General features: G+C 67.1%; 17 protein-coding genes and 1 pseudogene. 11 read left to right on the top strand and 7 right to left on the bottom strand.

What is annotated here, in order from left to right; all coding sequences use genetic code 11:
- Positions 1–11: 11 nt before the first annotated feature.
- Complete coding sequence (ribD, locus tag DPM13_RS19170) at positions 12–992, top strand: bifunctional diaminohydroxyphosphoribosylaminopyrimidine deaminase/5-amino-6-(5-phosphoribosylamino)uracil reductase RibD (RefSeq protein WP_112888824.1); 981 nt, start codon at positions 12–14, stop codon at positions 990–992.
- Positions 993–1,028: 36 nt separating this feature from the next.
- Here ribD and DPM13_RS19165 read toward each other — a convergent pair whose 3' ends face one another.
- From DPM13_RS19165 to DPM13_RS19155, 4 genes are all read right to left on the bottom strand, one after another.
- Positions 1,029–2,534 (bottom strand): capsular polysaccharide export protein, LipB/KpsS family, encoded by a 1,506-nt coding sequence (locus DPM13_RS19165; protein ID WP_317616350.1) that lies wholly within the window; start codon positions 2,532–2,534, stop codon positions 1,029–1,031.
- A complete protein-coding gene (locus DPM13_RS27805) occupies positions 2,443–3,006 on the bottom strand; it encodes a hypothetical protein (protein WP_317616349.1) in 564 nt (187 codons plus the stop codon). The genes DPM13_RS19165 and DPM13_RS27805 overlap by 92 nt, the downstream gene beginning before the upstream one ends.
- Before the next feature lie 4 nt (positions 3,007–3,010).
- On the bottom strand, positions 3,011–4,153 hold the full coding sequence (locus DPM13_RS19160) for a polysaccharide biosynthesis/export family protein (protein WP_112888636.1): 1,143 nt from the start codon (positions 4,151–4,153) through the stop codon (positions 3,011–3,013).
- A gap of 138 nt (positions 4,154–4,291) precedes the next feature.
- Positions 4,292–5,605 (bottom strand): capsule biosynthesis protein, encoded by a 1,314-nt coding sequence (locus DPM13_RS19155; RefSeq protein WP_174714425.1) that lies wholly within the window; start codon positions 5,603–5,605, stop codon positions 4,292–4,294.
- A gap of 234 nt (positions 5,606–5,839) precedes the next feature.
- Here DPM13_RS19155 and DPM13_RS19150 point away from each other — a divergent pair, with 234 nt between their 5' ends.
- The 7 genes and pseudogenes from DPM13_RS19150 to DPM13_RS19120 all read left to right on the top strand — a co-directional run bounded on the left by DPM13_RS19150 (position 5,840) and on the right by DPM13_RS19120 (position 11,390).
- Positions 5,840–6,433, top strand: a complete 594-nt coding sequence (locus DPM13_RS19150) for a riboflavin synthase (RefSeq protein WP_028718596.1) — start codon at positions 5,840–5,842, stop codon at positions 6,431–6,433.
- A 161-nt stretch (positions 6,434–6,594) separates the two neighbouring features.
- A pseudogene (ribB, locus tag DPM13_RS19145) lies at positions 6,595–7,711 on the top strand (3,4-dihydroxy-2-butanone-4-phosphate synthase).
- A gap of 3 nt (positions 7,712–7,714) precedes the next feature.
- Positions 7,715–8,260, top strand: a complete 546-nt coding sequence (locus DPM13_RS19140) for a 6,7-dimethyl-8-ribityllumazine synthase (RefSeq protein WP_080622702.1) — start codon at positions 7,715–7,717, stop codon at positions 8,258–8,260.
- On the top strand, positions 8,257–8,754 hold the full coding sequence (nusB, locus tag DPM13_RS19135) for a transcription antitermination factor NusB (protein WP_112888635.1): 498 nt from the start codon (positions 8,257–8,259) through the stop codon (positions 8,752–8,754). Before DPM13_RS19140 ends, nusB begins: the two co-directional genes overlap by 4 nt.
- Positions 8,755–8,946: 192 nt before the next feature.
- A complete protein-coding gene (locus tag DPM13_RS24495; RefSeq protein ID WP_223252215.1) occupies positions 8,947–9,336 on the top strand; it encodes a hypothetical protein in 390 nt (129 codons plus the stop codon).
- A gap of 96 nt (positions 9,337–9,432) precedes the next feature.
- The gene (locus DPM13_RS19125; protein ID WP_223252214.1) at positions 9,433–10,566 is read left to right on the top strand and encodes a DUF481 domain-containing protein; all 1,134 of its coding nucleotides are present in this window, start codon (positions 9,433–9,435) and stop codon (positions 10,564–10,566) included.
- A 329-nt stretch (positions 10,567–10,895) separates the two neighbouring features.
- Positions 10,896–11,390, top strand: coding sequence for an MmcB family DNA repair protein (locus DPM13_RS19120; RefSeq protein ID WP_112888823.1), 495 nt, complete (start codon positions 10,896–10,898; stop codon positions 11,388–11,390).
- Here DPM13_RS19120 and DPM13_RS19115 read toward each other — a convergent pair.
- Together DPM13_RS19115 and DPM13_RS27545 are read right to left on the bottom strand one after the other, a co-directional pair.
- Positions 11,374–11,595: a DUF6324 family protein gene (locus DPM13_RS19115; RefSeq protein WP_028718603.1), complete on the bottom strand. Its 222-nt coding sequence runs from the start codon at positions 11,593–11,595 to the stop codon at positions 11,374–11,376. The genes DPM13_RS19120 and DPM13_RS19115 overlap by 17 nt on opposite strands.
- A 32-nt stretch (positions 11,596–11,627) precedes the next feature.
- Positions 11,628–12,011 carry an ATP-binding protein gene (locus DPM13_RS27545; RefSeq protein WP_112888633.1) on the bottom strand — a complete coding sequence of 128 codons (384 nt, stop codon included), beginning with the start codon at positions 12,009–12,011 and terminating at the stop codon, positions 11,628–11,630.
- Between DPM13_RS27545 and DPM13_RS19105 the strand changes: the two genes are divergently transcribed.
- The 3 genes from DPM13_RS19105 to DPM13_RS19095 all read left to right on the top strand — a co-directional run bounded on the left by DPM13_RS19105 (position 12,005) and on the right by DPM13_RS19095 (position 16,144).
- Entirely contained in the window at positions 12,005–13,192 is a 1,188-nt protein-coding gene (locus DPM13_RS19105; RefSeq protein WP_112888632.1) for an IS701 family transposase, read from the top strand. The genes DPM13_RS27545 and DPM13_RS19105 overlap by 7 nt on opposite strands.
- Before the next feature lie 296 nt (positions 13,193–13,488).
- A complete protein-coding gene (locus tag DPM13_RS19100; RefSeq protein WP_112888631.1) occupies positions 13,489–13,980 on the top strand; it encodes a cupin domain-containing protein in 492 nt (163 codons plus the stop codon).
- 334 nt (positions 13,981–14,314) lie between these two features.
- The gene (locus DPM13_RS19095; protein ID WP_112888630.1) at positions 14,315–16,144 is read left to right on the top strand and encodes an SLC13 family permease; all 1,830 of its coding nucleotides are present in this window, start codon (positions 14,315–14,317) and stop codon (positions 16,142–16,144) included.
- A 104-nt stretch (positions 16,145–16,248) separates the two neighbouring features.
- Here the strand turns inward: DPM13_RS19095 and DPM13_RS19090 are convergent, their stop codons facing one another.
- Positions 16,249–17,154 (bottom strand): LysR family transcriptional regulator, encoded by a 906-nt coding sequence (locus tag DPM13_RS19090; RefSeq protein ID WP_112888629.1) that lies wholly within the window; start codon positions 17,152–17,154, stop codon positions 16,249–16,251.
- Positions 17,155–17,168 lie beyond the last annotated feature (14 nt).

Below are 17,168 nucleotides of genomic sequence, written 5' to 3'. Positions count from 1 at the left end.
ATACGCGCCACATGGACCATGCGCTGGCGCTGGCGCGGCGTGGCCTGGGCAACACCTGGCCCAACCCGGCCGTGGGCTGCGTGCTGGTGCGCGATGGCCGCGTCGTCGGGCGCGGCTGGACCCAGCCCGGCGGCCGCCCCCATGCCGAGGTCCGCGCCCTGGCCCAGGCGGGCGAGGCCGCGCGGGGCGCCACCGCCTATGTCACGCTGGAGCCCTGCGCCCATCACGGCAAGACCCCGCCCTGCGCCGAGGCGCTGATCCGTTCCGGCGTCGCCCGCGTTGTGACCGCGCTGACCGATCCCGATCCGCGCGTGTCGGGGCGTGGCCACGCCATGCTGCGCGCCGCCGGCATCGCCGTGACCGAAGGCGTGCGCGAGGCTGCGGCGCGCGAGGCCCAGCGGGGTTTCCTGACGCGGGTGACGCTGGGCCGGCCGATGCTGACGCTGAAGCTTGCGACCAGCTTCGACGGGCGCATCGCCACGGCGCTAGGCGAAAGCCAGTGGATCACCGCGCCCGCCGCACGGCGCCATGTCCACGGCCTGCGCCTGACCCATGACGCGGTGATGGTCGGCGGCGGTACGGCGCGGGCCGATCGCCCAGGCCTGAACGTGCGCGGCATGGGCCGGGTGCGCCAGCCAGTGCGGGTGGTGGTATCCTCGGGCCCCCTGCCGGACCTGCCGCCAGAAGGCGCCGAACACGGTCCGCTGTGGCAGCTTGCGGGCGATCCCGCGGCGGTCATGGCAGACCTCGGCGCGCGCGGGCTGACCCGGGTGCTCTGCGAAGGCGGCGGCATCCTGGCGGCCGGCCTGCTGCGCGCCGGGCTGGTGGACCAGTTGGTCGGCTATACGGCCGGGGTGGTGCTGGGCGGCGACGGGCGGGCGGCGACGGGTCCGCTGGCGCTGGCGCGGCTGGCCGATGCGCCGCGCTTTCGCCTGGTCGAGACGCGCCCCATCGGCCCCGACCTGATGCACCGCTGGCTGCGGGCCGAGTGACGGCGCTTTGACCCGCTTGCCAAAGGCCCGGCTTCCTCAGCGTCGCCAGAGCCAGGCATGGGTGCTGAGCGCGCCCTGCGCCTTGGCGAGCAGCCGCAGGCCCGGCCCGCCCGGGGCGAAGCCCGGGTCGGCCAGGCGTTCCAGCGCAATCTCGGGCGGGCAGGGCAGGCCGGTCGCGGGGTCGAAATAGCGCGGATAGGCAATCAGTGCGGCATGGACCAGCCGCGCCAGGTCGGCGCGGGTGCGGCGGCGGTCCGGTACCGGCCCCAGGTCGCGCGTCAGCCCCCAGCCGGCGTAGAAAGGCGCGCCGAGCGTGGTGACGGGCAGGCCGCGCAGCAGCGCCTCGAACCCCAGGGTCGAGGTGATGGTCCAGACCTCGTCCACCTCTGCCATCAGCGCGGCCGCGCCGGTCTCCCTCGCGACCACATCCGCCAGCCCGGCCAGATCGGCGGGCGGAATCAGACCGGGGCGCAGCCCAGCCTCGACATCGGGGTGGGGCTTGTAGATCAGCACGGCCCCGGGGTTTTCGGCCCGCACACGGCGGAGCAGGGCCAGGTTCGTGCGCTCGGCACCGGCGCCCAGGCGGATCGAGGCGTCGTCCTCGACCTGGCCGGGCACCAGGATGCGGTGGCCCGGGGGTAGGCGGGGCACGGTGCCGGCCAGGTTGTATTTCGTCACCCCGCTGGCCACCAGCGCCCGGGCCAGCGCGGCTGCCCGCGCCGCGCCGCCCGGTGGCATCGGCTCGGCCATCAGCCGCTCGAACCGGCTTTCGCGGGTCGGGTCGTAATAGATGCCCAGATCGTCGGCGACCAGCGACAGGGGCGGGACCAGCGCCGCGCCCAGCCCGCGCGAGCGGATGAAGCCATCCTCGACCCGAAGCGCGCCGGGAACCCGGTCGGCAAGGCCCGCCCAGGCCAGCGTCACCTTGGCCGAGGGCTTGGCCGTAAAGCGCACGCCCTTGCCGCCGCCGAAGGCGCGGGCGACGAAGGGCCGCTTCCACAGGCGGATGCCATGGGCCAGGTGGCCCGCGTGGTCCTGGCGCCATGCCCTGGCCTCGGCCTCGAGCTGGTTCAGGGCGCCGTCGAAATCGGTCAGCCGGTCCAGGCAGGGATCATACCACACCGGCGCCAGCAGATGGCTTGCGGCAAACAGCGCCTCGACCGGGGCGGGGCGGCGGCGGGGAAAGCCGTGCAGGTCGTCGGTCAGGCCCCAGCCGGCATAGAAGGGCTGGCCGAAGACGCGGGGCCTGTGGCCGGCCAGCACGGCCTCGTATCCCAGTTGCGACGACATGGCATAGACCCGCGCCGCCCCGCGCAGAAGCCGCCAGGGCGACACCGGGCCGTCGCAGAAGCAATCGCCCGGACGCAGGTCGTCGCGGGTGAAATGGCCGGGGCGCAGCCCGGCGGCGGTTTCGGGATGGCTGCGGATGGCCACCGGCAGGCCCGGGTTTTCATCCCGCGCGGCAGAGAGCATGTCCAGGAACTCGGCCCGCCCGGCACCCAGCAGCGAGGCATCGCCGCGCGTCTGGTCGATGACCAGCACAGACCTCGGCGGCGAAGCGGTTATGAAGGCCGCCTTTTTGAAGTCCGCCGCGATCAGCCGGTCGATGGTCCCGCGCCTGGCCGGCCAGCGACGCCGCCCGGGCCGAGGGGACCAGGCTTTCGATCAGCGAGGGCTGTTCGGGCCGGAAATGCAGGCCGAGCGGGTCGATCAGCAGCCCGACCGGACCGCGCCGGCCGGTGGGACCGGGGCTGCGGCCGGGCAGCACGGACCGCAGGAAGGCATCCTCGACGCGCACCAGGCCGGCGCCCGCGCGGGCGGCCATCGCCTCGCCCCGCCAGGCGGTCGGGCTTGCGCCCCAGATCCCCACGGCGTCGCCGGCCCTGGGCAGGCCCAGGACCGGCCGCCAGCCGGCCAGCGTCAGGATGCGACGCAGGCGCGGGCGGGTGAAGAACCCGCCGTTGAATACGAAAAGCCGCCGGGGGGTCCCGGCGGCCTTGCTGTCGTCGTGCATCCCGCTACTCGAACGAGCGGCTGGTCGAGCCGATCTGCGAGGCGGGCGTCAGGATCGCGCTCAGCGTTTTCTGCCACTGCACGAAGGGCGCTTCGGTGACGTAGACGGTATCGCCGTCGCGGATGACGAAGTCGCGGGCCAGGAACATCCCGTCCGGCCGGGTCAGGTCCAGCACATAGGCGACGCGCTGGTCGCCGTAGATGTCGTTGCGGCCCAGCACGGCGCGGGCGACCGACTGCGGCTCCTCGCGCAGGACGAAGACGCCCTTGGGGTCGGCCAGCGTGGTCGACAGGCCGCCGACCATGGCCACGGCCTCGATGGCGTTGACCTCGTCATTGCCCAGCGGAACCTTGGTCTGCCCGCCCAGCGCGCCCAGAGCGGTGAAGTTGCGCTCGTCCTCTTCGACCAGGATGATGTCGCCGGGGCGCAGCGCGATGTCGTTGCGCGAGCTGGAGTAAAGGTCGCGCAACCAGACGCGGCCCGAGGTGTTGCCGCGTTTGACCGTGACCACCGCGACCTCGGGTTCGATGCTGACGCCGCCGGCGCGCGACAGCATGGCCGACAGCGTGCGGGTCGGCCGTTCGATCGGGAAGACGCCCTGGCCGTTGACCTTGCCCATGACCGAGACGGTCGCGCCGTCGCCGGCCACGCGCGTCACCATGACCTGCGGGTCCGGGGTCTGGGTTTCCAGCTTCTGCGTGATGATGCGGCGCAGTTCGTCGGGGGTGTTGCCCGCGGCGCGGACGCGGCCGGCATAGGGCACGAAGATATAGCCCTGGCTGTCCACCTGCAACTGCTGAAGCTGGGTCGAACTGGTCCCCATCGAGGCCAGCAGCCCGTCATCGACGTTTTCCCAGATCGACAGGCCCAGGACGTCGCCCGGCCGCACTTCGTCCGCGCCGACCTGGCCGGCGTTCTTGAAGTCGGATCCGAAGCCATAGGCGGGCGAGAAGTTCGCCGCCCGGTTCACCCGGTCGTCCACCGTGACGACATGGGTGCTGCCCCCGTTGGCGACCGAACCCTTGAAGATTTCACCCCGTGTCGGGCCCGAGCGGGGCAGACCGCAGGCTGTCAGCAGCATGACGGCACCCATCACGGCGATCCGGCTTGCGCGGATCGCCAGCGAACGGCGTGCCGCGGTCGTCATAACCGCGCCGCGGCGCGAGAAACTGGTTGCGGTCAAACTTCTTACTCCTGTCACTTTCGTCCGAATCCGGCTTGTTGGCGCCGCGTTTTCGGGCACACTATCCCAGCTTTCTTGAGTTTTCCATAACTGCGCCAGTTGTCATTCCGTATAGGTGTCCAACTGTTGCCGATATTTCCCACGTCCGGCCAGAAGGGCCTGATAGGGATCCTCGGGCGCCAGCATCATGTCGACGACGATGCGCAGCGCATGGGCGCGCGAACGCTCGGAATAGAACCCCCCCGGCACCTGGCTGCTTTCCAGCAGGAAATCGCGATACCGGCGATAGGTATAGGGGTTCGGCGGCTCGGGCTCGGCCAGGAAATCGGCCAGGCTTTGATGCGAGACCAGACCCGGCTTGTCGAACACCGCCCGCCCCATGGCCTTGACCGGCAGCCCGCGCCACAGCGCCTGCTGGGCCGAGGTCGAGTTCACCGTGACCACCGCGCGCGCCTGGTTCAGCAGCCGCGCCAGCTTGCCGCCGCGCACGAAATGCACCCGGTCCGCGATTCCCAGGTCCTGGGCCTTGCGCTGCACGGCCTGGCGGATGCCGCCGCGCCCGTCCTCCAGCGGATGGGCCTTGAAGACGACATGATGGTGGCGGGGCGCCGAGCGGGCGAATTCGGCGATCACCTCGTCGGTGAACTCGGACATGGTGCCATAGGGCGAATGGGCGACGAAGTTGGAATCGTGTTCCAGCTGCATCGGCACCAGCACATAGGGAAAGCCGCCGCGGCGCACGGCCTCGGCCTCGCGGTGCTGGGCGATCATGTCGACGGGGGTCAGCAGCAGGCGGCGCAGGTTCAGCCGGAATTCGCGAAAGACGCCGATCTGGCGATGGGTGCGGTATCCCTTGTAGCGCCAGTTGGCGATCAGGACGAAGAAATGATAAAGCGCACCATAGAACTTGTGCTGGCGCATGTCGCCCCAGCGCGCGGGAGGGCGCGTCAACTCTCCCATGCGGCCGCGCAGGGCGTTGCGCATCTCGCGCAGCGCGATCCCCATCAGCGCCGAATTGCCGTTCGAGCCGCCGCGTTCGTAGGTGATCCAGAACGGCCGCAGATAGCCTTCCTCGAACACATGCAGCACCAGGCCGTGGCGCAGGCTGGCGGCGCGGGCGGCGGCGTGGATCGGGCGCACGTCGCCGTAAAGCACGAGGTCGGTGATGCCCTTTTCGGCGATCAGCCGTTCAAGATGGGCGGGCCATTCCTCGGGCGTGCCGGTGTGGCGAATGAAATGGGCGGCGTCCTTCCAGAAGAATTCGTCCCCGGCGTTGAAGCCGGCGCGCCAGACGGTGGCGCCCGCCGCGCGCAACAGCCGCGCCAGGCGGTCAAAGAACGGGCCGTGCGGCCCCTGCAGCATCAGAAAGACCCGCTGCTCGGCCGGTCGCGCCGCAAGATCGAAGGGCGGCATCATGGTCGGGGTCAGCACATTCACAACGTCTTTTTCCACGGAGATGGCCGCCAAAGCCGGAATGAAAAAACCTGAGGGGACCGATCACGGAACAGCCGGTTAATGCCGGAACGACCGACTGATGCACGAATCGCGCCGGGGTGTCACGCCCTTTCCCGGCAAATTATCAAGGATTGCTTGAAGAGCGGACGCCGAGGCTCTAGGTCTGCGCGCAGGATTGACGAAAGCGGAGCGGCCATGTTCACCGGGATCATCACCGATATCGGCAATGTCAGCCAGGTCGAGATGCGGGGCGACATGCGCGCGCGCATCGCCTGCCACTACGACATGGCGGGGGTGGACCTGGGCGCCTCGATCGCCTGCGACGGGGTCTGCCTGACGGTGGTGGAAAAGGGCGCGGACTGGTTCGAGGTCGACATCTCGGCCGAGACCCTGTCCAAAACCAACATCGGCGCGAACGGCTGGGCGCCCGGCAAGCGGCTGAACCTGGAACGCGCGCTGCGCGTCGGCGACGAACTGGGCGGGCACATCGTGTCGGGCCATGTGGACGGCACCGCGGTGATCGAGGAGATGCACGACGAAGGCGGCAGCACGCGCGTCACCTTCCGCGCGCCCGAGGGGCTGGCGCGGTTCATTGCCGAAAAGGGCTCGGTCGCGCTGAATGGCACCTCGCTGACCGTGAACGAGGTCGAGGGCGCGCGGTTTGGCGTGAACCTCATCCCCCACACCCAGACCGTGACGACCTGGGGCGAGGCGCGGGTGGGCGATGCCGTCAACCTGGAGATCGACACGCTGGCGCGCTATGTCGCGCGGCTGGCGGGCGGATTGTGACAAGGATGCCGGCCCCTTGACGCATGGGCGCGCGCATCGGGGCTTGCGCGCGGGGCCCGTGCGGTGCAGACCCGGCAACAGGCCCTGCCGGGCCGGACAGGACGATGCGGGTGGTCGGGCGGACGCCGCCCCGCCCGCGCTAAGGACGCATGGAGCGGCGGATGCACTATGAAAAACCCGGACCCGTCGAGCGCGACTGGGCGGACGTGATCTCGAAGACCGAGGAGATCATCAACGAGGCTCGCAAGGCCGGATGTTTATCCTTGTCGATGATGAGGATCGCGAAAACGAGGGCGATCTGGTGATTGCGGCCGAATGGCCACGCGCGAGGCGATCAACTTCATGGCCGCTCATGGCCGCGGGCTGATCTGCCTTGCGCTGCCGGGCGCCCGGATCGCGCCGCTGGGCCTGCCGCTGATGAGCCCCAGGAACTCCAGCCGGCACGAAACCGCCTTTACCATGTCGATCGAGGCGCGCGAGGGCGTCACCACCGGCATCTCGGCCCATGACCGGGCCCATACCATCGCCGTGGCCATCGACCCGACCAAGGGCGCGGCCGACATCGCGACGCCGGGCCATGTGTTCCCGCTGCGCGCCCGGGACGGGGGCGTGCTGGTTCGCGCCGGCCATACCGAGGCGGCGGTGGACGTGGCGCGCCTGGCCGGCCTGTCCCCGCGGGCGTGATCTGCGAGATCATGAACGACGACGGGACCATGGCGCGCCTGCCGGACCTGGTTGGCTTCGCGCAGCTGCCACGGGCTGAAGATCGGGACGATCAGCGATCTGATCGCCTATCGCCGCCGCCACGACAACCTGATCGCCGAGCGCGCGCAGCGCGCGGTCCATTCGATCCATGGCGGCGACTGGATGATGCGGGTCTTTGCCGACGAGACCTCGGGCGCGGAACATATCGTGCTGACCAAGGGCGACCTGACCGCCCCGGGTCCGGTCCTGGTGCGGATGCACGCGCTGGACCCGCTGCACGACGTGCTGGGCATCGGCCGCGAGGATGCGGGCGAACTGTCCCAGGCCATGCGCCTGATCGAGGAGGAGGGGCGCGGCGTCGTCGTGCTGTTCCGCGACCTGGAAAAGCGCCTGCCGGTGCAGGGCGAGGTGTCGCCCCATGTGCTGCGCCAGTACGGGCTTGGCGCGCAGATCCTGTCCGCCCTGGGCCTGTCCGAGCTTGCGCTGCTGACCAACTCCGCCCCGGTCAAGATCGTCGGGCTTGACGCCTACGGGCTTTCGATCCATTCCACCCGTCCGATTCCCAAAGGGTAAGACATGGCCGCCAGCATCGAACATCAACAACTGCCGCTGCCCCGCATCGAGGGCGCGCGGCTTCTGGTCGTCGTCGCGCCCTATTACCGCTCGATCGCCGATGCGATGGTCGAGGGCGCGCGCGCCGTCGCCGCCGAGGCGGGCGCCAGCGTCGATCTGGTCGAGGTGCCGGGCGCGCTCGAGGTCCCGACCGCCATTGCGCTGGCCGCCGCGCGCGGGCTTTATGACGGTTACGTGGCGATCGGCTGCGTGATCCGGGGCGAAACGACGCACTACGACACGGTGTGCAACGACAGCTCGCGCGGACTCACCCTGCTGGGGCTGCAGGGCCATTGCATCGGCAACGGCATCCTGACGGTCGAGAACTACGAACAGGCCGCCGTCCGCGCCGACCCCGAGGGGCAGAACAAGGGCGGGGGCGCTGCCGCCGCCGCGCTGCACCTGATCGCGCTGAAGCGGCGCTGGGAAAGCCGCACCGCGGGCGAGGGGGCCGTCAGCTCCGACATCATCCGCCTGGCAGGCGAACTTGACGGGCCGCGCGGCGCATGAGCGGGTCGAGGGAAAACCGGACCCCCGAGCAGCGGGCCGAACGCCAGGCCCGCACCTCGGCCGCGCGCGTCTATGCCGTGCAGGCGCTGTTCCAGATGGAGGCCGCCGGCCAGTCCGCCGACACCGTCCTGCGCGAATTCCGCCAGTGGCGCATCGGCCGCGAGGACGAGGATTCCGACATGGTTTCGGTTGAGGCCGACGAGTCGCTGTTCGGCCGCATCCTGGATGACGCGGTGAACTGGCAGTCGCGCATCGACCAGGCGACCGACCGCGCGCTGGTCGCGAAATGGCCGATCGACCGCATCGACCCGGTGCTGCGGGCGCTGTTTCGCGCCGGCGGGGCCGAACTGGTCGCCAGCAATACGCCGCCGCGCGTCGTCATCACCGAATATGTCCGCATTGCCGAGGCGTTCTTCCCCGAAGGCCGCGAACCCAAGTTCGTCAACGCGGTGCTGGACCACATGGCACGCGAAGCCCGGCCGGACGCCTTCTGACGTCCGGCCCCTGGGCCGATCCTGGCCCTGCGGCCCTTCGCCGCGATTTTTCTTTCCCCAAAAGCGCCGCATTGCGTTATTGTGCCGAAGTGTTCCAACCGCGCCGGTGCTGCCGCCATGCCTCGTCTTGTCCGCCTGTATATCGTCAGCATCGCCTGGGGCGCCCTTCTGGGGGCGGTCTTCACCGGCCTGTTGATCGCGCTGGATGTCGCGGGTCTGCGGCATCTGGTCTGGGCGACCCGGGGCGGCTTCATCGCCGTGGCCATGCTGCTGGCATTCCACATCCTGCTGTTTTCGGGCGTCCAGTTCGGCATTGCGGTGATGCGTATGGCCCAAGGCCGGGATTCGAGGCCGCGTGGGCTGCGCAGGGCCGTGGGCGCGCCGCTGCCGATCATGATCCGGCGCAGAAAAACACCTGATCGCCGGGCAACGTTCCTGGCCGATTTCCGGTTCCGTCCCTTCACAAGGATTTACGATCCAACTGTGGACACCGTGCAACAATGCAGCCTTGGGGCGAGCAAGAATAGCCTGCCTAAAATTTGCGCAAAGCTTGTTCGGGACAAAACTGTTACGATTCCTTAACGTTCCGTGATGTTGGACATTGCCCATTAGAGTATGAAACTTCGTTAAAAACCTCCTAAAAATTGAAAACGACATTTGGTTTCATCACAAATCGCCATGGTCGAAAATCCGCCGATGCAAAAAAGCTACAGTGCTTTCACGATTTTGCGACTGTGCGTGCGTTCCGGCTCACCCTTTATGCGGGGCAAGGCTGGGGATAATTCTACCCCAGCAGAGATGCTCACGGTTGCACCGAACAGCGGCCGTGGACACGAAAACGGTTCAGTAAAAGGACTGCTACAGATGAAAACCCTTGCTTACCTTGCCGGAGCGACCGCTCTGGCCGCGGCATTCTCCTCGCCCGCGTTCGCCCAGTCCGAATCCATGGCCGGCGCCAATGCCACCGGCATCACCGATGTTGCCGAGGCGCAGCGCGACCTGGAACGTGACGTGCGCGACGACTTCGCCCGCTCGGACGACGCCTATCGCTTTGGCACCCCGGACAGCCGTCAGGGCACCTTCGGTTCGGTCGCCCTGTCCTATGCCGGTTCGACCGGCAACAGCGAAAACCAGGACTTCAGCCTGTCGGGCCGCCTGTCCCACAACCAGGGCCAGTTCTCGCAGTCGGTCGGCATCCTGCTTGAATACGGCGACAACAACGCCGGCGAGAAGGACACCGAAAAGACCTACGTGATCTACGAAGGCATGTATAACATCAACGATCGCTTCTATGCCTTCGCTCTGGGCCGTCTGGCCACCGACGCGCTGGCCGACGATCCGATCAGCCTGTCGAGCGGGGAAACCTTCAGCTCGCTGGATGGCCGTCTGAAGCGCGACGCCTACTTCGGCGTTGGCCCGGGTTACCGGATCATCTCGAACGACACCACCGCATGGCGCATGCAGGCGGCCGTGGGTGTCCGCTACACCAAGGCCGTTGTCGCGACTCCGTTCATCGATCCGGTCACCGGCGAAGAGCTTGACGATGGCACCATCGCCTATGATTCCGATACCGATGTCGGCTATCTGATCTCGTCGCGGTTCTACCACCGGATCAACGACAACTTCTTCGTGACCAACGACACCGACTATCTGACCTCGGATGCCAACGACACGATCACGAACGAGCTCGGCCTGAACTTCAAGATGTCGGAAGCCTTCGCGACCCGCGTGTCCTACAAGACCGAATACGTCTCGGACCGCGAAATCCGCACTGACAACACGCTGGGCGTGTCGCTGGTTTACGGCTTCTAAGGCCGAACCCTCTCTCTCGCAAAACATTCGGGGCGGCCTTCGGGCCGTCCCTTTTCGTTGGCGGGCTTGGGAAAGTGGCGGGAACCGCAGCGACCGTGGCAGCGCTAGTTTCCCCGAAAGCCTGGATGTCCAGGTGGGAGCCAGATAACGAGGCCAGGGCCCCGACAGAGCCGGCCCCCTCGGTGAAATTATAGGCCAGTGGAAAAAGAGGCCACACACGAGAAGAGCAGAAACCCGCCACCGCGCAAGATAGGGTCCGACAGGGCCGGGTGCAAGATCCGAAGGGCGTGGGGTTGATTGATGTTCGCCTTTAGTTCATGGTTGCCGGCATGAGCGCCTTGCCCCAGCAACCCCCACCGGCCGAGACGGTAACCGAGGATATCCTGCCCGCCCGGCCGGGCCAGCGGCTGACGCGCGGCGTCACGCGGATGCTGACGACGATGGGCCATGCCGCGCTGTCGGAATTCGTGCCGACCGGCGGGCTGCGGGTCGATGTCATCTCGATCTCGCCCAAGGGCGAGATCTGGGTGGTCGAATGCAAAAGCTGCCGCGCCGACTTCATTTCGGACCGAAAGTGGCAGGGCTATCTGGAATTCTGCGACCGCTTTTTCTGGGCGGTGGACTGCGATTTCCCCGACGAGCTGCTGCCCAAGGGCTCGGGCCTGATCCGGGCCGACAGCTGGGGGGCGGAACTGCTGCGCATGGCGCCCGAGACGCGGCTGGCCGGCGCTCGGCGCAGCAGGCTGCTGCGCGACATCGCGCGGGTTTCGACCCAGCGGCTGCTGGCCGTCACCGACCCGATGGGGGTCAGCGGCGCTTCTTAGGCTTGCCGCCCGGCGAGGGGCTGCCGATGCTGCGCGCGGCCTCGGCTGCGGCCATCAATTCCTCGGCGATCTCTTCGGCCTCGTCGGGGTCGAAGTCCAGCGGCAGGTCCACGCCCTCGCCTTCGACATAGATGCGCACCATGCCCTTGTCGGTGGGTCCGATCTGCAGGTTCGCGGCAATGTCGCTTTCGCTGTTGATGCCCATGGTCGGCCCTTTCCTGTGATCCGAAGGCCTGATTAACGCGGGCGTCGTTTTCCGGCAAGACAGCGCGGTTTTCGGGGTTGTGCTGTTGACGAGGCGCTGGCTTCGCCATTCCTCTTGAGGACGCTGACGTGGTGTGCCAGTCGGTCGACTAGCGCGACAGGGGTCTTTCCGGTGTCGGCCGGCCCGAAGGCAATGATAGTCTCGCACCGCTCGATCCACTCGCACCGGCCCAGTCCCAGAACCTGCACTTTATCGAGCTTCGGGATTGCCGCAAAGTCGAAGCTTTCCGGGCTTCTAGCAAGGCTAGCTGCAGAAGTCGGGCCTTGGCGCCATGTAGATACATGATTCTTTCCTCGCTCTGAATCAAGTTCGACCAGCCGGGCTAGGTATCTAACATGGTCGGCCTTGTCTGTCAAGGAAAACGTTGGAGCTTTGGGCTTCGTCGCTTCGGGAAGTAAAGGCTCGAATTCGGCCGCTGTTTACGCAGGAACGGGTTGCGGCATCGGCCGGTCAGTTTCTCGACGGCTTGTTGGGTGAGGAACGGCGCAAGACGGGTTGGATGCGGGCCGAAGCGGCTGGAGATCCGGGCCCCTGGCGTCAGCAGGCGATATTGGGTCGTGGCCATTGGGATGCCGACGCGCTGCGCGATATTGTGCGGGACTACGCCGTGGAAACGCTGGCTGATCCCGAGGCGGTGCTGGTGATCGATGAAACCGGTTTTTTGAAGCAGGGCCACGCCTCCTGTGGGGTCGCGCGCCAATATACGGGGTCGGCAGGAAAGATCACCAATTGCCAGATCGGCGTCTTCGCCAGCTACGTCTCGCAGCACGGACATGCTTTTATCGATCGGGCCCTCTATCTGCCGAAAGCATGGGCTGAAGCTCCGGTCAGACGAAGCCGGGCCCATGTGCCCGAGGCGGTGGAGTTCGCCACTAAACCTGCCATCGCCCGCAGCATGATCGAGCGCGTGCTCTCGACCAAGGTTCCATTTTCCTGGGTGGCCGCCGACAGCGTCTATGGCGTTGGCGATATCGAAATAGCACTGCGCCGCGCTGGAAAAGGCTATGTCCTGGGTGTCAGTTCCAAGCACGCCTTCAATTCCTGGGGGAAAGCCTATGCCGTCAGCGGGACGGCCGGGAGCATCGCGGAAGACTTGCCGCCCGAGGCTTGGCAGCGTCTTTCGGCCGGCGCGGGCACCAAGGGCGAGCGGCTTCACGACTGGGCCTACCTTGATCTCGCCGATCTCGATGCTGGCGAATTCAATGCTGATCTCAGCGGCGTATGGACCCGGGGCCTGCTGATCCGACGCAATATCTCCGATGGCGAGTTGGCGTTCTTCACCACATGGTGTCCGGAGGGCACGGGCATGGAAACACTGGTGCGTGTCGAAGGACATCGCTGGGCAATCGAGGACAGCTTCGAGACCGCAAAGAATGAACTCGGCCTCGATCACAACGAGACCCGTTCCTGGCACGGGTGGCACCGCCATGTATCGCTGGTCATGCTGGCCTTCGCCATGATGGCTACCATTCGCCATCACGCCAATGTCGAACCGCCCAAAAAAACGATGCGCAGGCTGCCAAGGAACCCAAGCTGATCCGCTGGTCAATTCAGGAGATCCGACGCATCGCCAATCGACGCCCCAAGACGATCGGGATAACCCTCTCCGTAGTTGTCGTTTGGTCCCAGTTTGGCGACTAATTCAGCGGCCTGTTAATGGCCGAGCTGCAGACCTTCCTGTCCAATGGCGTGGTAGGGACGCTGAGCCAGAGCCGAGATCGGCGGCGTCAGCAGGACGTGGCGCGATCCTGAAGGATTGCCAAACCTGTGTCATGTGCGAACTCTTTGCCCGCGCCCGCACGGCATGACGGATCAACGCAGAAGGAGAGGCAGATGCCCCACGACCACGACCATGACGACGCCCCGCGCTGGAAATACGACGGCGTGCGGGTCATCAAGGGCGACCGGCTGGACGCCAACACCGCGCAGACGCCGGGCATGTTCCGGCAGGCCGCGATCAACCACGCCCGGGTCGGCGCGCAGCGGATCTGGGCCGGCACCGTCGCGATCCAGCCCGACGCCAAGACCGGCGTGCACCACCACGGCCCGCTGGAAAGCGTGATCTATGTCGTGCGCGGCAAGGCGCGGCTGCGCTGGGGCGAGCGGCTGGAGTTCGTCGCCGAGGCCGGTCCCGGCGATTTCATCTATGTCCCGCCCTATGTCCCGCATCAGGAGATCAATGCCGATCCCGAGCAGGTGCTGGAATGCGTGCTGGTCCGCTCGGACAACGAGGCGGTGGTGGTCAACATCACCGATGTCAATCCGGTCGAGCCGCCGGAATCCGTCTATTGGGTCGATCCGATCCACGCCGCCCCGAAAGCCTGAAGGAGCAACCATGTCCACCCGCATTTCCACCGCCGACCTGCCCGCCGATCTGGCCGGTTGCTGATCGATGTCCGCGCCCCCAAGGGCCGGGCCGAGAACGGCGAGATCGTCGGTCACCGCTGATCCGGCAGTCCAGACGCGGCGAGCGGCCCTGCCGCAAGCATGGCAATCCTTGCCTGCCACGGACAGCAGCATCGGGGTTATTCCCGGCGGGTCGCTTGACGCCCGGGGCCTTGCCGCCGAAGGTCGACGCGGCCCCGTGGTGCGTGCTGCCGATCCCCGATGCGCGATGCGGACAGGGGGCTGAAACGACAGCTCTTCGAAAGGCGGGAAGATGGCGACGGAATTGCTGGTTGTCCTGACGCTGCTGGCTGCGGCGATTGCGATGTTCGCCCTGAACCGGCCCCGGATGGACGTGGTTGCGATCCTGGCCCTGGTGGCGCTGCCGCTGACCGGCATCATCACCCTTGACGAGGCGCTGGCCGGCTTCAGCGACCCCAACATCATCCTGATCGCGGCGCTTTTCGTCCTGGGCGAGGCGCTTGTGCGAACGGGCGTCGCGCAACGGACCGGCGATCTGCTGGTGCGCCATGCCGGTGCGTCCGAGGTGCGGCTGATCGTGCTGCTGATGGTCGCCGTCGCAGGGATCGGCGCATTCATGAGCTCGACCGGCGTGGTCGCGATCTTCATCCCCATCGTGCTGCGGATCGCGACGACCATCGGGGCGGCCCCCGGACGGCTGATGATGCCGCTGAGCGCGGCGGCCCTGATCAGCGGGATGATGACGCTGGTTGCCACCGCCCCGAACCTGGTCCTCGACAGCCTGCTCCGGCGCGAGGGGTACCAAGGCTTCGGCTTTTTCGACTTCACGCCGTTCGGGCTGCCGGTTCTGCTGCTGGGGATCGGCTACATGCTGGTCGCCCGGCGCTGGCTTGCCGCCGAAAGTCCGGCCGCGGACAATCGCCGGCCCAGGCTTGCCGACTGGATTGCCAGCTATGGCCTGGCCGGGCGCGAGTTTCGCCTGCATCTGTCGGCCCGGTCTGCCCTGGTCGGCAAGCGGCTGGATCAGCTGGATCTTCGCGGAACGGCGGGGATCAACATCCTGGGGATCGAGCGCTCGACCCCCTATGGCCGGCGGCTGGTCCAGCCGCACGCCGACACCGTCCTGCAGGCCGAGGACGTCCTGTTCCTGGACGTATTCGGCGACCGCACGGATATCGAGGCCTTCTGCCAAAGCCATGGGCTGCACCGCCTGCCCATTTCGGGCCACTACTTCACCGACCAGGCGCAAGAGATCGGCATGGCCGAACTGATCGTGCCGCCCGGTTCGCCGCTTGTCGGCAGAAGCATCGCGCAGTCGCGGTTCCGCTCGGTCCACGGCCTTGCCGTCGTCGGCCTGCGCCGGGACAATCAGCCGGTCGGCGGTGTCGATGCGCAGACCGTGCTGCGCGGCGGCGACGTGCTTTTGTCGGTCGGTCCCTGGAGCCGGATCCGGCAGGTGCATCAGGCCCGCGATCTGGTCGTGCTCGCCCTGCCGGGAGAGGTGGACGAATTGCTCGAGGCGCCTTTCCGGGCCGTTCCCGCCGTCGCCATCCTGGCCTTGGTGGTCGCGATGATGATCTCCGGGCTGGTGCCCAATGTGCTGGCGGCGCTGATCGGCTGCCTTCTGATGGGGCTTTTCGGCTGTGTCGACATGGCCTCGGCCTATCGGTCGATCCACTGGCAAAGCCTCGTCCTGATCGTCGGCATGCTGCCGTTCTCGCTGGCGCTTCAAAAGACGGGCGGGGTCGAACTGGCGGCCGAGACGCTCCGCACCCTGGTCGGCGATGCGACGCCCCGGGCCGCGCTGGCCGTGATCTTCTTGACCACGGCGGTCCTGGGCCTGTTCATCTCGAACACCGCGACGGCGGTCTTGATGGGACCGATTGCGCTGGCGCTGGCGTCCGACCTTGGAGTGTCGCCCTATCCCTTCGCGATGACCGTGGCACTGGCGGCCTCGGCCGCCTTCCTGACGCCCGTGTCTTCGCCGGTCAACACCCTGGTCGTGGGTCCGGGGGGCTACAGGTTCTGGGACTTCACACGGATCGGCCTGCCGCTGGTCGCCATCGTCCTGATCGTCGCGGTCGGGCTGGTGCCGGTGATCTTCCCGTTCCATTCAGGATGAGCTGAAAATATTGTCCCCGCTGCAAAGCCAAGTCGAACAGCTGGCGCAGCCTACCAGTGATCGTGCCCAACTCACCGCGCCGGCGGTGCCCCACGCCACCATGGTCAGGCGCCATGCCATTCATTCACAAGCATTTCCCGGAAGCGAACGGCAGAGGGTGAAAAGCGCGCGCCTCGCCGCTCGACGATGCCGATGGAGCGGGTGACCACCGGGTCGACAAGCTTGACGGTTGCAATCAGCGGGTGTTCCCGCTGCGGGGTCGCCAGTTGGGGCAGGACGGAAATGCCCAAGCCCGCCTCCACCAGGCCCAGCGAGGTGGACAGGTGGTTCACCTCGTAGAACCAGTTCAGGTCAAGCTGCTGATCTGCCATCGCCAGGGCGCGATCCAGGACGGCCCTGTTGCCGGACTTTTTCGACACGCCGATCAGGGGATGGCCCTGAAGCGCGGACCAGGGCAATGACGACGTTGCCGCCAGGGGATGATCGCGCCGGCAGGCCAGGACAAAGGGATCCTCGATCAGGGGGGTGAACTTCAGGTCGTCGCGCAAGGCGCCGATGATGTTGATCCCGAACTCGACCTCTCCGTTTGCCACAGCGTCCAGCCCTTCGTTTGCCGACAGGTCCATGATCCTGAACCGGATGCCCGGGAAGCGCTTGTTGAAGGCCTCGATCACGCGCGGCAGGAAATAGAAGGCGGCCGTCGGCAGGGATGCCAGCGTCACCTGGGCGCGGTGCCGGCCGCCCAGGTCCGAAATCGACAGGATCGACTCCTCGAACTCGTCGACCAGGCGCCTGACCAGGGGCATCAGTTCCCGCCCGATCTGCGTGGGTGCGACCCGCCTGGTCGTGCGCTCGATCAACTGCGCGCCAACCGCTTCCTCGAAGGCCTTGATCCGGCGCGACAGGGCGGGTGTCGACAGGTTCAGGTGCTTCGCCGCCTCGTTGAAGGACGAAAACTCCAGCACCGCCAGAAAGGCACGCAGATCCAGAAATTCGAAATTGTTCCTCATTACGCAATAATATC

The organism is Paracoccus mutanolyticus (assembly GCF_003285265.1).
GTDB classification, from domain to species: Bacteria; Pseudomonadota; Alphaproteobacteria; order Rhodobacterales; family Rhodobacteraceae; genus Paracoccus; species Paracoccus yeei.
The sequence above is the reverse complement of the archived record's forward strand: the minus strand, read 5'-3'. Positions and strand labels throughout refer to the sequence as shown.

Bases quoted from the DNA above. Each gene is read 5' to 3' on its own strand.
- nusB (WP_112888635.1), top strand. From the start codon at position 8,257: ATGAGCGGGTCGAGGGAAAACCGGACCCCCGAGCAGCGGGCCGAACGC.
- DPM13_RS19100 (WP_112888631.1), top strand. From the start codon at position 13,489: ATGCCCCACGACCACGACCATGACGACGCCCCGCGCTGGAAATACGAC.
- DPM13_RS19125 (WP_223252214.1), top strand. From the start codon at position 9,433: ATGGTCGAAAATCCGCCGATGCAAAAAAGCTACAGTGCTTTCACGATT.
- DPM13_RS19115 (WP_028718603.1), bottom strand. From the start codon at position 11,595: ATGGGCATCAACAGCGAAAGCGACATTGCCGCGAACCTGCAGATCGGA.
- DPM13_RS19160 (WP_112888636.1), bottom strand. From the start codon at position 4,153: ATGACGACCGCGGCACGCCGTTCGCTGGCGATCCGCGCAAGCCGGATC.
- ribD (WP_112888824.1), top strand. From the start codon at position 12: ATGGACCATGCGCTGGCGCTGGCGCGGCGTGGCCTGGGCAACACCTGG.
- DPM13_RS27805 (WP_317616349.1), bottom strand. From the start codon at position 3,006: ATGCACGACGACAGCAAGGCCGCCGGGACCCCCCGGCGGCTTTTCGTA.
- DPM13_RS19140 (WP_080622702.1), top strand. From the start codon at position 7,715: ATGGCCGCCAGCATCGAACATCAACAACTGCCGCTGCCCCGCATCGAG.
- DPM13_RS19120 (WP_112888823.1), top strand. From the start codon at position 10,896: ATGAGCGCCTTGCCCCAGCAACCCCCACCGGCCGAGACGGTAACCGAG.
- DPM13_RS19150 (WP_028718596.1), top strand. From the start codon at position 5,840: ATGTTCACCGGGATCATCACCGATATCGGCAATGTCAGCCAGGTCGAG.
- DPM13_RS19095 (WP_112888630.1), top strand. From the start codon at position 14,315: ATGGCGACGGAATTGCTGGTTGTCCTGACGCTGCTGGCTGCGGCGATT.
- DPM13_RS19090 (WP_112888629.1), bottom strand. From the start codon at position 17,154: ATGAGGAACAATTTCGAATTTCTGGATCTGCGTGCCTTTCTGGCGGTG.
- DPM13_RS19155 (WP_174714425.1), bottom strand. From the start codon at position 5,605: ATGATGCCGCCCTTCGATCTTGCGGCGCGACCGGCCGAGCAGCGGGTC.